Origin of the sequence: Neorhizobium sp. T6_25 (genome assembly GCF_002968555.1) — a bacterium.
Lineage (GTDB): Bacteria > Pseudomonadota > Alphaproteobacteria > Rhizobiales > Rhizobiaceae > Neorhizobium.
Genome location: NZ_PVBL01000014.1, coordinates 81616 through 95699, shown reverse-complemented (window position 1 = coordinate 95699; position 14084 = coordinate 81616). Strand labels below are relative to the sequence as shown.

Genomic DNA, 14084 nt, shown 5'->3' with positions numbered 1-14084 from the left:
AACAGCCTCCCGTCGTTGATCTCAGGCAGCGTCATGCCGCGACACCTGCCTGTTCTTTTGCCCATCTGATGCCGTCGTCGAGCGAAGTCGCCTTGTAGGAGAGATCGGTGCCTCCTGAAAAGGCGTTCATGAATCGGCGGATTTTTCCGTAATTATTGTCGAGCACAGCATGGCTGCGTCCGATGAGAAGCGAGCAGATATGCACATGCAGACGGTCGGTCACAATCGCCTTGCCGCGGGAAATCTGCCGTATTCCGCGCTGGAAGCGGTTGTTGGCCGCGGCATCCAGTTTGCGCAGCCGCATTTCAGAAGGGGTGAGATGCAGCAGTGCCGAGGCCGCTCCGAGCGCTTTTGCGACGCGCACCTTCGATCGGCTCTCGGTAATCCAATCCTCCTTCGGGATGTCCGGATAGGCGGAAAAATCGACCGTTCCAACCTGCTCCTTGTCCTGGCGGAGCATCGCGAGGACCGGAAACTGCGGCGCAGCGGGCTCTATCTTGCCGATGCAGAAGGCCATGTCCGGGCACAGATAGACCTGGCAATCGAAATTTTCCTTGGCGAACTGAAACGACTCCTCGTCGCGCACCAGGAGAACGAAGTTCTTGTGCTTGCCGATCGCGCGCTTGCTCTGCTCCAACCGTTCTGCAGACTTGTAGTGAATCGATTGCGGAAACTGAACGATCTGCCGGTCGGGAAACAGCTCCATGACGCGCTCCCGGAAATCCTGGTGGAACACCCATATATCGCCGAAATTGCCGCCCCCATGGATGAAGATCGGGCCGTTCGGGGCAGAGTTCTTGAGTTCATCCGGTGAGAAATCGTCGGTCGTGCAAACGTAGGAAGGCCGCTTTGCGTATCGCTGCTGCAGATACGCCATCTCTCCCAGCCAGATCGCGGAATCTCCGCAATTCCTGATATCGGGAAAGTCCAGTATCGCTATCGGTTCATCAGGTCGGATGAACTTTTCAAGGCAATCGTGGGTCCTGTCCTGGAGCTTGGTGATAAGTTCGGATTGCTGAGCACCTGACATTATGCCTCTCTTTCAAACGTTTAGAAGAACAAGCCCCGCGATCAGGCGTGGCTGACTTTGGACAAGACCTTGGCGGCGATCTTTCTGACTTCCGTCTCCGGACCGTTCGGGCGATCCATAACCAGCCAGAGAAAGATACTGGAGCCGCAATAAAGAACGCCTCCAAGGCAGATAAGGGCGGCCAGTTGCAGGACCAGCCCGGTATGTGTGGTTTCTACTCCCATGTAGCGATCGGCAAGCGAGACGCCGGCCGCCATGACGGCCGAACTGGCAAGCGCTCTGAAATTTGCCCATAGCTGCGCGGAGACCGAAACGCTGATGAAACGCTTGACGATGATCATGTTAACGAAAGCGCTGAACAGGCCGGTGAGCACGCGGCTGAATATCAACCCCGGAAGCCCCCAGAACACCAGGCCGATGGTGATCACGGGAATCCGGACGAGAAGCATCTGCGCGTCGCGGATGAACAGGGTCCGGGTTTGCCCCAACGCCATGCCGAGAGGCTGATTGAGGGATCCCAATGTCTGCAGCGCATAAACGGAGGCCAGCGCCTGGATGATGAAGATCACCGGAAGCCACTTTTCACCCAGCACCAGCCTGACCAGGGGATCTGCGATGACCGCCATTCCGATCCCGGCGGGCAACGCGACCGCCGTCAGCAATGCCTGCGTCCGCTGATAGGCTGCGGCGAGGCGCGCTGGATCGTGGCGGACATTGGCAAAAGCGGGATAGATGGTGGCGGTCAACGGCGCGGTCGCTTCGCGCGTCGGCGTCATCGCGAGCTGCCCGCCCAGTGAATAAAATCCCAGAGCGGAGCCGGTCAGCACCTTGCCGATCAGCAGGTAGTCGAAACGCCAATTAAGCGTGTTGACGATCTGTCCGGCGGTAATCCAGATCGAAAACGAAAAGAATTCGCGCATATGGGAGAAGGTGATCCGGGGGCGGAACGGCAGGATGAAATAGGAAGCCACGACATTGGTGATCTGCATCACCAATGTGCCGACCACAAGCGCCCAGTAGGTCTGATAGATGACGGCAATGGCGACGGTCGCCACAAATCCGGCAATCTTCTGGGCCACGTTCAGCACGAACTCCTGCCAGAAGATCAGCTCCCGCTGGAGCATGATCCTTCGCGGATTTGCAAACCCGTTGATGAGGAGGCTAAGGCTCAGGACAAGCAGGACGCCGAAAAGGCGCGGCTCGTCATAGACGAGGGAAGCCGGATAGGCGAACGCGGCGAATAAAGCGCATAATATCAGGCCGCGGGTCGCAGCCAATGTCCATGCAGCGCTGAAATGGGATTCTCCCGGGGCTTCGTGACGGATAAGTGCTTCGTTCAACGAAAGCTCGGTTATCGTCGTCACGATGGCGAGCATGGTCGTCGCAAGCGCGACAAGGCCAAAATCCGACGGCAGGAGATACCAGGCCAGGATAATGGTACTGAGGGTCGACAGCCCATTGACGATAACCCTCGAGAGGGAGACCCAGAGACTTCCGGTTACCAGGCGGTCAGCGATACTCATGACCGACCTCTTCGCGACAAATACCGATCGTATGTGAGCGACATCATTCCGTAGCTACCCTTTTTCGCGGAGTTCCGGCTCCTTTTCAAGCCGCAGGTTCCGCGCCCATGATGCGTGAGATCTTCTTGCCGCATGAAAGTGGGCGGGCTATCTGCTGGACACTTCGGTCATCGATCTCTCCATGCAATTTTTTCCCCTGGTAGCTTAAGCGCATTCTCAGTGACCGGACGAGTCGATCGTCTCGCCCGACGGCGTGATCCGGCAGCCCTGGCCGGGGCTGCAGGCCGCCGACGACCTAGTTGGCCGGAAATGATGTTGGTTTTGTGGTGCCCTTCGCAAGTGCGAAGAGCAGGTGCACAACGTCGAGAGGATGAGCGCGTTTCCAGCGTTCGTCGTCCGATTGCTTTTGGCATTCCGGCGATCGGGCGTTTATACATTGGCCAAGGCGAAGCCGTCGATGCGGACGATCAGGAGGCTGACGCCTGAAAGTCCGTAAAAGTATAAGGGCATATCAGGAAAACGCGATGAGTGGATGCTGTTCAGGATCGAGACGGGAAACGGAGCAGGGAATATTCGACACACCGGCAAACACGATCTCTCGCGGCATCCGCGGGGAAACGATCGTCGTCAAGGGTGGCGACACGTTCGTCGGAACCCATGATCCGGTGATTTCCGCCGATGGCGAGGGGCCGGAGCGCCGGGTCTCGCTGCAGGATTTTCACCTCGAGGCCGAAACGGTCACGGTTCGTCGGTTTGCCGAATTCGTCGAAGCGACCGGGTATGTGACGGAATCGGAACGCTTCGGCTCTTCCGCCGTGTTCGCGCCGCTGCTCGGTGACATCAGCCTTTCAACGGGTGGTGTCGTCGGCACCCCGTGGTGGACGCGCGTCGACAATGCCACGTGGCGGCAACCGGAAGGCCGCGGCAGTTCGATCGATAATCGGCTTGACCATCCGGTCACCCACGTCTCCTGGAACGACGCGCTCGCGTTCGCGCAATGGGTCGGCGGCCGCCTGCCGACGGAAGCAGAATGGGAACACGCCGCGCGCGGCGGCAACCGCCGCCGGCGGTATCCCTGGGGCGAGGAGGAGCCGACCGACGAGGCGACCTTCTGCAATATCTGGCAGGGCCGCTTTCCCGACACCAACACGTTGCAGGACGGATATTTCGGCACCGCGCCGGCGCGCAGCTTCGCCCCGAATGAGGCCGGCTTCTACAATCTCGCCGGCAATGTCTGGGAATGGACCGCCGACCCTTTCAAGGTGCGCTCGCTGTCGAAACAGGCGAAGACGCGGAACGAGCATGCCAAGCGCTTCTCCGACAAGGTGCTGAAGGGCGGCTCGTTCCTCTGCCATAAAAGTTACTGCTATCGGTACCGGATCGCAGCGCGGATGGGCCTTTCCCCGGACAGTGCCTCAAGCAATACAGGTTTTCGGATCGTCTATGACGTCGCAGCTGGAAAGGACGATGGTCCTTGATCGCAGGTGGCCCCCCGTCTGGTCGATCGGTGAGCCCCACATGTCCTTCCTCCGGCATGCATGCCGGATGCCATCAGTATCGCGCGTCAGACGCTCCGGCAAAGGGATCAACGGGACTTTTGCGGTTCCACGGCCTCCGCCCCATCAGCGCCTCCGCCACGGCGGCCTGCATCGCCTCGTGGGTGGAATAGGCGTTTATATAGGTCGGCACCCGGGGGGCGTCGTAGAGATAATAGGGAAAACCGAAGGAAATCATCACCGTCGGCAGGCTCGTCCACGGCCGCTTCATGGCGGCCCTGAAATCCCCGTGAAGTGCCCGCCAATCCAGAAAAATGCGCCCGCGCGTCAGAAGTGTCTCTTCGCCGAACAGATAGAGGACGAGGTCGTGCCCCTCCGTATCGAGCGGGGTGCCATAGGGATTGAGCGTTACCTCGAAGCCTTCGGCAGCGAGCATTTCCGGCAGTTTGAAGTCCAGCCTCGCATTCTGCATCGGTTCGACGATCCCGCCGGAAACGACAAGGATGCGGCGATGTTTTTCAGGGTCGAGCGGCAGTGTACCGTTCCCGTCCTTCACCAGCGTGGGCGCGCGAGCAAAAGCCTCGCTGGCCAGTTCCTGGGCAGACGGTTCCCTCACATGGACCGGCATCTCGACGCTGCGATGCAGGCCGAGCGACGCCTTGAGGGCGAGGACGCGTGTGACCGCATCGTGGAAACGCCGCGCCGGAATGCGCCCGGAATGGGCAGCATCCCGCACGGCCGCTATTTCCGCCTCCGGTTTGGAGGAGAAAAGAACCATGTCGCAGCCGCTCGCGATGATCTCGATCTTCGCGTCAAGCGCCGGCATCACGCCTGAAAGGCCGGCCATCTCGCTGGCGTCGGAGACGATCAGGCCATTGAAGCCGAGTTCGCCCCGCAGCAGTGCGTTATTGAGCGGCGCAGAGACCGAAGCCGGCAGATAGGCTTCTTCACCTGCATCGGGATCGCGTTCCAGGAGATAGGCCGGCAGCGCGATATGCGCCGACATGACCGACTTCACCCCCTGGTCGATGGCGGCCTTGTAAAGCCGACCGAAGGTGGCGCGCCATTCTTCCATCGATAGCGGATTGATCGTTGTGACCAGGTGCTGATCGCGCTCGTCATAGCCTTCGCCCGGCCAATGTTTCACGGTCGCGGCAAGGCCGAGGTGCTGGAAGACACGCATCTGCGCCAGTGCATGACGTTCGATCAGTGCCGGATCCGAGCCATATCCCCGGGTTGCGACGATCGGGCTGCGAAAGGCCGCGTTGATATCCAGCACCGGCGTGAATGACCAGTTGATCCCGACGGAGCGGGCTTCGCGCGCCATCAGGTCGGAAATCGCCTCCGTCAGCTCGACATCATCGACGGCGGCCAAGGCCAAGGGATTGGGAACGGCCGTGCCGAAGGGGAGGCTCATGCGTGAGCCTTCGAGATCGGCGGAAACCAGCAGAGGGACCCTGGCCCTGGCCTGGATCGCTGCCATATGCGCGCGTTCCCCCGTGCCGTCGGCGCCGAAATAACGGGTGATGCCACCGGGCTGCAGCTCGCCGAGGCGGACGATCTCCGTCTCGCGGTCGTCACCGCGTGAATTGAGATTAAAAAGCTGGGCGGCGCGGGCGGTATCGTCGAGGGCCTGGAACGTCTGCGTCACCCAGTCGAGGGCTTCGCGATCGAGGTTGAAGGGCGATTTCGTCAGATGATCCAGTGTCGATGGCATCGATCTCTCCGTTCATACCTGCTCTGTGAGCGCCCGCTCGATCGCCTCGAGCTTTTGCCGGTCCAGTTCCGGCCAGGCCGTTGCGGCCTGCACGAGCGTCTTTGCGGCGAGCGGGGCGGGCAGCGGCCCGTCCGCAAGACGAGGAACCTCGGCGATCAGGATGCGGCGCGTCGCTTCGTCGGCCATGAGCTTCGCGATCGGGATATTCGCCACCCGAGCTCCTTGCGCAAAATCACTCGCCCGCGCCAGGCTGCGCTGGCCGGAAACGACCTGTGCCCATTGTCTGTCGATGAGCAAATGCTCTTTCCCCACCGGTCCCGTCTCCGGCAGGCTCAGACGCTCGAACTGGTCGGAAGGCGCATCGGAGGCGCGCATCAGATCGACAAGCAGCTCGGCCATCCGCAATTCGATCCTATCGTCTCTGAGCGGATTTTTCTGCTCAGGATCTGTCTCAAGGTCGTAGAGCAGCGTCCCGAAGACCCAGGGTCCCCGGATCGTCCATCCCGGCATGCGCAGGACGGGCGCCCCTTTGGTGAAAGAGAAAGGCTGCGCGAGCTCCGCCTTCGACAGTTCGTCCGGGGAAAAGCGGGCACGCATGTGGGTCGGCATCAGCGTATATTCATGGAGCGGCGCATTGTCCTCGGTGGCGCAGCACCGCATGTAAACGTAACGGCCGTCGGTGACACATACGTGCCCCCCGAAACTCCCGAACAGTCCGGCCGTGCGGACCGGAACATCGTTCCTGACCGTCTCGAGAAGCGGTTTTCCCTGCATATCGGGCGTCGGCCGGAGACCGAAGAGGTCGAGGAGCGTCGGCGCTATGTCTATGGTCTGAACGAGCGCGGAACGCCGTTCGCCGGCAACCCCGGCCCGCGGATCCCAGACGAAGAAGGGCGTGTGGATCGTCTCGTCGTACCACGGCATGACGGATTTGCCCCACCAGCCCTTTTCGCCGAGCATATAACCATGGTCCGTGCAGACGATCAGCATCGTATCGTCCCACATGTTGTTCTCGTCCATCATGTCAAGCAGCCGGCCGAGATTGCGGTCGCACATCGAAAGCAGCGCCAAATATCGATGCCGCGCCTGGAGGACCCGTTCTTCCGCCTCGGTGACGCGGTCGTAGGGCGGCCAGTCGAAATCCTCGCCGGTATCGGGATAGAGCGCGTGATATTCGGCATAGCTGAAAAACGGTTCATGCGGATCGAAGGTCTCGATCTGCAGCATCCAGTCGTCCTGGCCGGCATTGGTTTCGATGAATTGCAGGCCGGCATCGAATGTCCGCGTTTGCGGGTGGTCTCGCTCGTCTGAGAGATAGGTCCGGTTGATGGGGTCCTGCCGCCTCATCTGGTAGAGGAAGTCGACGAGACGGGTTCGATCCACACCCTCGACCAAGCCTTTCCAGAGGTCGCCTTCCTGGCCGCGAAAGAACTCGTGCGAAGAAAAGCGCGTGTGATAGGTCGCGCCGCCATCCTCCCAATAATGCTGATGGTCGGTGACGAGGTGGGTGTAGATGCCGGCGTTTCTCAGCAATTCCGGCACGCTGTCGTCGAACGGCTCGATCGGTGACCAGGACCGGTGGAGAAAGTTATACCGGCCGGTGTGCATTTCGCGCCGCGCCGGCATGCAGGGCATCGAGCCGGCATAACAGCGGTCGAACGTGGCCGTCTTTTCCGCAAGCCGCCCGAAATTCGGCGCATGGGCTGTCCTGTCGCCATAGGACGGCAGGAGACGGCGGTTGAGGCTGTCGAACATCAGGACGATGGCGCGCATGGTTTAAGCCGTCATTGCGAGGGCGCGGAACGCCGCGCGCCGTTCCGCCTGCCTTGCGGGATCGGCAACGGGGGCGGCGAGAAGCAGGCGCTTGGTGTAGTCGTGAGCAGGGCGCGCCGTCACCTGATCGCATTCCCCGAATTCGACGATCTCGCCGAAACGCATGACCGCAACACGATGCGAAATGTGGCGCACCGCCGCCAGATCGTGGGAAACGAACAGATAGGCGACACCCGTCCGCTCCTGGATCTCGATGAACAGATCCATCACCCGGGACTGGGTGGAAAGATCGAGTGCGGAGACCGGTTCATCGCAGACGATGAGGCGCGGAGACAGCGCCAGCGCCCGGGCAATGGCGATCCGCTGACGCTGGCCGCCGGAAAACTCGCGGGCGAACCGTTCCGCCGCGTCGCTGGGCAGGGCGACCTGATCGAGCAGCTTGCGGACCTGCCGGGAGGCATCGGCACGTGAGGCGAGCCGGCGCGCAACAATCGGCTCCGTCAGGATGTCCTCGATCGTCATCGACGGGTTGAGCGAGCTGTAGGGGTCTTGGAAGACCGCCTGGATGGCCGCCTGGCCTTTGCGGGCGCGGGGCGGCACTCCGGCGATATTCTCGCCGTCGAACCATATCTCGCCGGAGCTGACCGGGCCGATGCCGAGAATGGCGCGCCCGAGCGTCGTCTTGCCCGACCCGCTCTCGCCCACCAGCCCCACGGTTTCACCGGGGCGGATGGTGAGATTGACGTGTTTCAGCACATGATGGGCGCCGAAATGGACGTTCACATTGCGGCAATCGACGAGGATGTGATCGTTCATGCGCGCTTCTCCTCCGTCACCGGTGGTCGATATGTGCGCGTCCTGCCATCTTCGAGAACGGATCCGAGAAGCATGCGGGTGTAGTCGTGCGCCGGCGCGGCGAAGAGGTCTGCCACCGTGTTGATTTCGACGATCCTGCCGTCCTTCATGACGGCCACCCGGTCGCAGCTGTCCGCCACGACACCGAAATTGTGGGTCACCAGCATGACCGCCATGTTGAACTCCTTTTGCAGGTCGCGCAGAAGGTCGAGCACTTCGGCCTGCACGGTTACGTCAAGCGCGGTCGTCGGTTCGTCGGCGATCAAAAGGTCGGGACTGCAGGCGACCGCGCCGGCAATGAGCACCCGCTGGGCCATGCCGCCCGAGATCTCGTGCGGATAGGCCCGAAATACCCGTTCCGGGTCCGGCAGCTTCACGCGGGCAAGCAGTTTCAGCGCCCGCCGCGTCGCTTCCGCCCGAGAGATTCCGAGCACCGTCATCATCGGCTCGACGAGCTGGAATCCGATCCGGAACGCCGGATCGAGATTGGCCATCGGCTCCTGGGGAACATAGGCGATGCGCTTGCCGCGAAGAGCCCGGACCTCATCCCCGGAAGATTTTCCGAGATCGATGCCGTCGAACCGGATGGAGCCGGAGAGAACCCTGCCCCCGGGCGACAAAAGTCCGAGGATGGAAAAGGCCGTCTGGCTCTTGCCCGATCCGCTTTCGCCAACGAGCCCCAGAACCTCGCCACGCTTGAGGCTGAGGCTCACGCCCTTGACGACTTCGCGCCAGCCTTCGCTTGCAGGATAGGCAACAACCAGATCCCGCACGTCGAGGAGCACGTCGGATGCGGTTGGCGGCAGCGGTTCGCTCGCCGCCAGGGGGAGGACCTTCGGCGCCCTGACCTGAACGCCGCCCTGCTGCATGCGGTCGCGAATGGCATTGGCAAGCAGCACCAGCGACGCCACCGTTGCCGTGATGGCCAGTCCCGGCCAGAGGATCGCCTGCGGCGAGACATAGATGTTGGAGAAGGCGTCCTGGAGCATGCCGCCCCAGGTCGGCGTGCTGGGGTCGCCCAGCCCCAGGAACTCGAGACCGGACTGGACGACGATGGCGATCCCGGCGACGATGGAGGTCTGGATGACCACCGGCGCCCGCACCGAAAGCAGGATATGCCTGGTAATGATCCTGAGGTCGCTGAGACCCGAGACCCGTGCCGCATCGATATAAAGCTCGTGTTTGACGCCGTTGACGAGATTGCGCGTCAGCCGGAAGAAGCCAGGCGACAGCATCACCCCGAAGACCGCCATCGACAGGTAGATCGAGGCCCCGAGCGCCTGATAGAAGGCGAGCAATACGATCAGCGCCGGCAGTGCCATGATGCCGTCGGAGATCCAGCGGGCGACCAGATCGAGCTTCCTGCCGTAAAAGCCGGCGAAGAGCCCCGCCGTCACCCCGATGGATGCGGCGATGACGACCGTGATCAGCGCGCCGAGGAATGTGTTGCGGCCGCCATGGACGAGACGGCTCCATATGTCGCGCCCCGAACCGTCGCCGCCGAGGAGATAACCGTCGCCGGCAACGGCATTGACCTTGAATATCTGGACGGCGGACGGATCGTTGGGTGCAAGCAGAGGAGCGAAGATCGCCGATGCGATGATGATCAGCAGCGCCAGCGCCGCGACAAGGCCTGTCGGATTGGTGAGCACCGCGCGAACGAAATGACGGCGCTGCGACGCGGTGGGGATTGGCGGCTGGGCGGCGTTGATATCGCTCATGACATCCTCACCTTCGGATTTGCCCATGCGTTGAGGAAGTCGATCAGTATATTCACCAGAACGACCACGATGATCAGGGTCACGACCACGCCCATGAGCACGGGAACGTCGCCGATCAGCGCAGCCGAGACCGTCAACGACCCCATGCCGGGAATGGCGAATACGCGCTCGATGACGGCGGCACCACCGAGGAGAGCGATGAACTGTACGGAAAGAACGGTCAGCGCCGCCGGCATCGCGTTGCGAAGCGCGTGGCGATAGAGCACCGAACGGGGGCTGACGCCGCGGGCGCGGAGCGTGCGCACATAATCCTGCTTGAGCGCATCGATAACCGCGCCGCGGATCTGCTGGGAGGCCGAGGCTATTCCCGAAAGCACCAGCGCCGTTACGGGAAGCACCAGGGAAGCCGCCCAGGCGGATGGTGAAGCACTGAACGAAACATAACCGGTTGCAGGCAACAGGCCGAGCTCGACCGAGAAGGTGAGGACCAGCAGCAGGCCAAGCCAGAAGTTCGGCATGGCAAAACCTGCGACGCTGACGATCTGGATGGCGCGGTCCGCCCAGCCGCCGCGCACGGCCGCGGCGATGCCGAGCATCGCCGAAAGGAGCGCCATCATCGCCACCGCGATCGTCACCATCGACAGGGTAACGGGCAGCCGGCTCGCAAGTGCCGACGCCACGCTCTCGCTCATCGTCCATGACGGACCGAGGTCGCCGCGGACGGCATGGCTCACCCAATCCCCGAACTGGACCATCAGCGGCCGGTCGAGCCCCAACCGGCTGTTCAGCGCCGTCACCTGGTCGGCTGTGGCGTTTTCACCGAGGATGTTGCGGGCGACGTTGCCCGTGGCGCCGAAAACCATCATGAAGGTTACGGTCGAGACCAGGCAAAGCAGCGCGATGCCGGAAGCGACCCGTTTCAGAAGATACCGTATCATCGGCGTCCGAGCTCACTTTGCGGGCGCATAATTGCGCGGCCAAGGCACGATGTTCTGCGCCTGCATCTGGACCTTCACCTGCGCGTTGGAAATGTAGATGCTGTCGATCCGGAACCACGGCGCAAAGAAGGCATTCTCGACCATGTATCGATTGACGGCCTGCATCGCGGCATTCTGATCCTTGCCCGGAGGCGTATACTGGGCGGTCTGCAGGAGAGCCTCCAGCTTTTCGTCCTTTGCCTTGGAGGTATTCCAGGGGGAGTTTGCGAAGGCGAATTTGTTAAAGTCGGCCCAGGGCGACTGGCTGCCCAGACGGAAGAGGAACATCGGGTATTTGCCAGACAGCAACTCGGCGATCGTGACGTTGGGCGGGACTTTCACCCAGCTGACGGTGACGCCGATATCCTTGAGCTGCTGGGTGATGATCGGCGTGTAGGGAGCAAGCGTGCCGATATCTGGCATCGTGACGCTGAAGCCGTTTGCATAACCCGCTTCGGCAAGCAGAGCACGGGCCGCCTTCGGGTCATATTGATAGGTCCCGTCGAGCGACGGATCAAATGCCTCGCTCGGCGGGACGAAAGGCTGATCCGTGACTTCGCCATAACCCCGGGCGACGAATTTCAGGATCGCTTTTTCATCGAATGCCATATTGAGCGCGCGCCGGACCCGGACGTCGGACAGCGCCTTCACCATTTTGCCGTCGCGGTCGGAGAGAAACAGACCCAGCCAGTCCACGGGCAATCTGGAAACCGTCAGCTTGCTCGCCTCGGCCTCGGTGACGACCTGCCCTTCGCCCGCGGCAGCATCCACCTGGCCGGATTTCAACGCGTTCATCCGCGCGCTGAGATCGTTGATCGGCGTCATCGTCATGGTTTCGAACGGGAAGGCGGCGGCATTCCAATAATCCGGATTGCGCTTGTAGACGTATTGCCGCCCGGTCACCGAGCGCGCCGTGTCGTAGATGTAAGGCCCCGAGCCTATCGGGAGCATTTTGGAATCAGCCTTGCCGAGCGTCGCGGGGCTCGCCATCGCGCCGCCGACGGTCGCCAGATTGAAGAGCATGCCCGGATCTGGCTCCTTGAGGTGCAGCTTTACCTCGGCAGGGCCGACGATCTCGACATTCTTGATGGCGCCAGCCATCCAGGTGTTCTGCCCGACGCCATCGCGCAGATATTCGAGGTTTGCCTTCACCGCCTCCGCGTTGAAGGGTGTTCCATCGGTGAACTTGACGCCGTCGCGCAGCTTGAGCGTCAGCTCCGTGCCATCGCCGTTGAAGCGCCATTCGGTGGCCAGGTTCGGCATCGTCTTGCCGTCGGGGGCCGTATAGAGCAGCGTGTCGAAAACCGGCATCCAATACTGAGCGCGATGGCCGATGGAAAGGCCGGCACGGTCGAAAGTGTCGTTATCCAGAATGCCGGCCAGCGCAAGCGTCTCGGGGTTGTTCCCGACCTCTGCTTGGGCGACTGGCGGCACGGATAAAAAAGCCGCCGTCAAGGCGGACAAAATCAATCGGTTTCGCATGCTCTCCTCCCCGAGAGCCTGACTTGCCCGCTCCCCGGCCAGACAGGCTGCATGTAGCGAATAAGATTCTGCCAGAAACACATTCTTGGCGTTCCGAAGCCATACCAGTTGAGGCAATGCACGAAAAATGCAATTAACGGCGTGACCGATAAACGAAGCTTATCACTGCCATGCTGGATCAGATCACCCACCTCTTCCGTCTGCAGGCGATCGTGGAGGAAGGCAGTCTCCGTCGTGCCGCCGAGCGGCTGAACCTCACACAGCCCGCTTTGTCTCGATCTCTCGCCCAGTTGGAGGCCCATTTCGGGCGGCCGCTTCTGGAGCGGCACGCACGCGGTGTGCGTCCGACGCTGTTCGGCGAGAGGGTCTTGTCGGAATCGCTGCGGATGATGCGCCACTGGGAAGTGGCCGAGCAGGAGCTGATGTCCGACAGGGCAATAGGCAAGGCCTATCTGCGGATCGGCGCCGGACCGATGTGGCGCCCGGCAATTCTGCCGGAGCTGCTCGTCGACATGCAGCGACGGTTCCCCAAGATCGTGTTCGAGCTCAGGAACAGCCGTTATGCGACCTCGATCACCGATCTCCTGGAGGGGCGCCTCGACATGCTGTTCACGGGAATGACGGTCGATGATCCGCAAGACTTCCGCCTCGTCGCGCTTCCGCTGACGAAGGTGATCAACAATGTCATGGCCCGCGAGGATCATCCGATCTTCGCCGCGCGCGATGCGGCAGGAGCAGTTCCGCCGGACCGCCTGCTCGATTATCCCTGGCTCGTGCATTCCGAGCTTCCGATCTATCAGGCCACTACGCAGCACGGTCTTTTCGAGCGGCTGGGGCAGGAGCCCGATATCCGGTTGAGCTGCGAGAGCCTGCATTCGACATTGTCCATCCTTCAGCGGAGCGATTGCCTCTGCCTGCTGCCCGATGCGGCCGTGCTTGCGACCTGCTGCCCCCGCATCGTCCCGGTGCCGGTCAATCTCAGTTATAGGCACACGCGGACGGGGGTGATCTATCGCGAAGAACTCAGCGACTGGGCTCCGGTGCGCCAGCTGATCGCACTCTGCAGGGAGCGGTTTCATCTCGATAACTGACTACGCTCTCTTGTATCGTCGCCAGGCACCTTACCATGCATTCATTTCGCTTGCTTTTCTGGGTCTCCGTCCAGTCGGCGTGGTCGTTCGCTCCGTTAGTTTGTCCGAAAATAATCATAAGTCGAAGGTGATGGCGCGTGTCAGGTCACCAAATCGAGGTGCTGAACGTCGGATTTTCGATAGAAGCGCGAGTTGCGTCCTGTCGGTTCGAAAACAGACTGAATGCCCATTTGCCACAATTTGTCCCGTACAGTGACCGCGAACTTTTCCTTTGCTCGGCTACCGGCGTGACAAAGAAACGCGTAGCGTGATAACACAGGACGTAATGAGAACAACGCGAGCCAGGCTCTTCCCGCTACAGCGGATGCGAAGACGCGTGATCTGCCCCTGAGCATTGACATCCCCGCGCTTACGATGCC

The 14084-nt window shown here is 61.5% G+C and carries 10 protein-coding genes; 2 read left to right on the top strand and 8 right to left on the bottom strand.

Annotation, left to right across the window (positions count from 1 at the left end; all coding sequences use genetic code 11):
* Positions 1–31: 31 nt before the first annotated feature.
* Together C5L10_RS19220 and C5L10_RS19215 are read right to left on the bottom strand one after the other, a co-directional pair.
* On the bottom strand, positions 32–1030 hold the full coding sequence (locus tag C5L10_RS19220; RefSeq protein ID WP_105431000.1) for a polysaccharide pyruvyl transferase family protein: 999 nt from the start codon (positions 1028–1030) through the stop codon (positions 32–34).
* A 41-nt stretch (positions 1031–1071) separates the two neighbouring features.
* Positions 1072–2553 (bottom strand): lipopolysaccharide biosynthesis protein, encoded by a 1482-nt coding sequence (locus C5L10_RS19215; RefSeq protein ID WP_105430999.1) that lies wholly within the window; start codon positions 2551–2553, stop codon positions 1072–1074.
* A 524-nt stretch (positions 2554–3077) separates the two neighbouring features.
* Here C5L10_RS19215 and C5L10_RS19210 point away from each other — a divergent pair.
* Complete coding sequence (locus C5L10_RS19210; protein ID WP_105430998.1) at positions 3078–4031, top strand: formylglycine-generating enzyme family protein; 954 nt, start codon at positions 3078–3080, stop codon at positions 4029–4031.
* A gap of 73 nt (positions 4032–4104) precedes the next feature.
* Here C5L10_RS19210 and C5L10_RS19205 read toward each other — a convergent pair whose 3' ends face one another.
* Genes C5L10_RS19205 through C5L10_RS19180 form a run of 6 tightly spaced genes read right to left on the bottom strand, consistent with a single transcriptional unit; the run spans position 4105 to position 12574 of the window.
* The gene (locus tag C5L10_RS19205) at positions 4105–5766 is read right to left on the bottom strand and encodes a glycoside hydrolase family 3 protein (protein ID WP_105430997.1); all 1662 of its coding nucleotides are present in this window, start codon (positions 5764–5766) and stop codon (positions 4105–4107) included.
* A 12-nt stretch (positions 5767–5778) separates the two neighbouring features.
* The gene (locus C5L10_RS19200; RefSeq protein WP_105430996.1) at positions 5779–7539 is read right to left on the bottom strand and encodes a sulfatase-like hydrolase/transferase; all 1761 of its coding nucleotides are present in this window, start codon (positions 7537–7539) and stop codon (positions 5779–5781) included.
* Between the two features lie 3 nt (positions 7540–7542).
* Entirely contained in the window at positions 7543–8355 is an 813-nt protein-coding gene (locus C5L10_RS19195; protein ID WP_105430995.1) for an ATP-binding cassette domain-containing protein, read from the bottom strand.
* A complete protein-coding gene (locus C5L10_RS19190; protein WP_105430994.1) occupies positions 8352–10115 on the bottom strand; it encodes a dipeptide/oligopeptide/nickel ABC transporter permease/ATP-binding protein in 1764 nt (587 codons plus the stop codon). The genes C5L10_RS19195 and C5L10_RS19190 overlap by 4 nt, the downstream gene beginning before the upstream one ends.
* Entirely contained in the window at positions 10112–11053 is a 942-nt protein-coding gene (locus tag C5L10_RS19185; protein WP_105430993.1) for an ABC transporter permease, read from the bottom strand. Before C5L10_RS19185 ends, C5L10_RS19190 begins: the two co-directional genes overlap by 4 nt.
* 12 nt (positions 11054–11065) lie before the next feature.
* Entirely contained in the window at positions 11066–12574 is a 1509-nt protein-coding gene (locus C5L10_RS19180; protein WP_105430992.1) for an ABC transporter substrate-binding protein, read from the bottom strand.
* A gap of 170 nt (positions 12575–12744) precedes the next feature.
* Between C5L10_RS19180 and C5L10_RS19175 the strand changes: the two genes are divergently transcribed.
* On the top strand, positions 12745–13665 hold the full coding sequence (locus tag C5L10_RS19175; protein WP_105430991.1) for a LysR family transcriptional regulator: 921 nt from the start codon (positions 12745–12747) through the stop codon (positions 13663–13665).
* Positions 13666–14084: the final 419 nt, after the last annotated feature.

What these genes read in the sequence shown, in the direction of transcription:
- C5L10_RS19220 (WP_105431000.1), bottom strand. Translation starts at nt 1,030, where the DNA reads ATGTCAGGTGCTCAGCAATCCGAACTTATCACCAAGCTCCAGGACAGG.
- C5L10_RS19215 (WP_105430999.1), bottom strand. Translation starts at nt 2,553, where the DNA reads ATGAGTATCGCTGACCGCCTGGTAACCGGAAGTCTCTGGGTCTCCCTC.
- C5L10_RS19210 (WP_105430998.1), top strand. Translation starts at nt 3,078, where the DNA reads ATGAGTGGATGCTGTTCAGGATCGAGACGGGAAACGGAGCAGGGAATA.
- C5L10_RS19205 (WP_105430997.1), bottom strand. Translation starts at nt 5,766, where the DNA reads ATGCCATCGACACTGGATCATCTGACGAAATCGCCCTTCAACCTCGAT.
- C5L10_RS19200 (WP_105430996.1), bottom strand. Translation starts at nt 7,539, where the DNA reads ATGCGCGCCATCGTCCTGATGTTCGACAGCCTCAACCGCCGTCTCCTG.
- C5L10_RS19195 (WP_105430995.1), bottom strand. Translation starts at nt 8,355, where the DNA reads ATGAACGATCACATCCTCGTCGATTGCCGCAATGTGAACGTCCATTTC.
- C5L10_RS19190 (WP_105430994.1), bottom strand. Translation starts at nt 10,115, where the DNA reads ATGAGCGATATCAACGCCGCCCAGCCGCCAATCCCCACCGCGTCGCAG.
- C5L10_RS19185 (WP_105430993.1), bottom strand. Translation starts at nt 11,053, where the DNA reads ATGATACGGTATCTTCTGAAACGGGTCGCTTCCGGCATCGCGCTGCTT.
- C5L10_RS19180 (WP_105430992.1), bottom strand. Translation starts at nt 12,574, where the DNA reads ATGCGAAACCGATTGATTTTGTCCGCCTTGACGGCGGCTTTTTTATCC.
- C5L10_RS19175 (WP_105430991.1), top strand. Translation starts at nt 12,745, where the DNA reads ATGCTGGATCAGATCACCCACCTCTTCCGTCTGCAGGCGATCGTGGAG.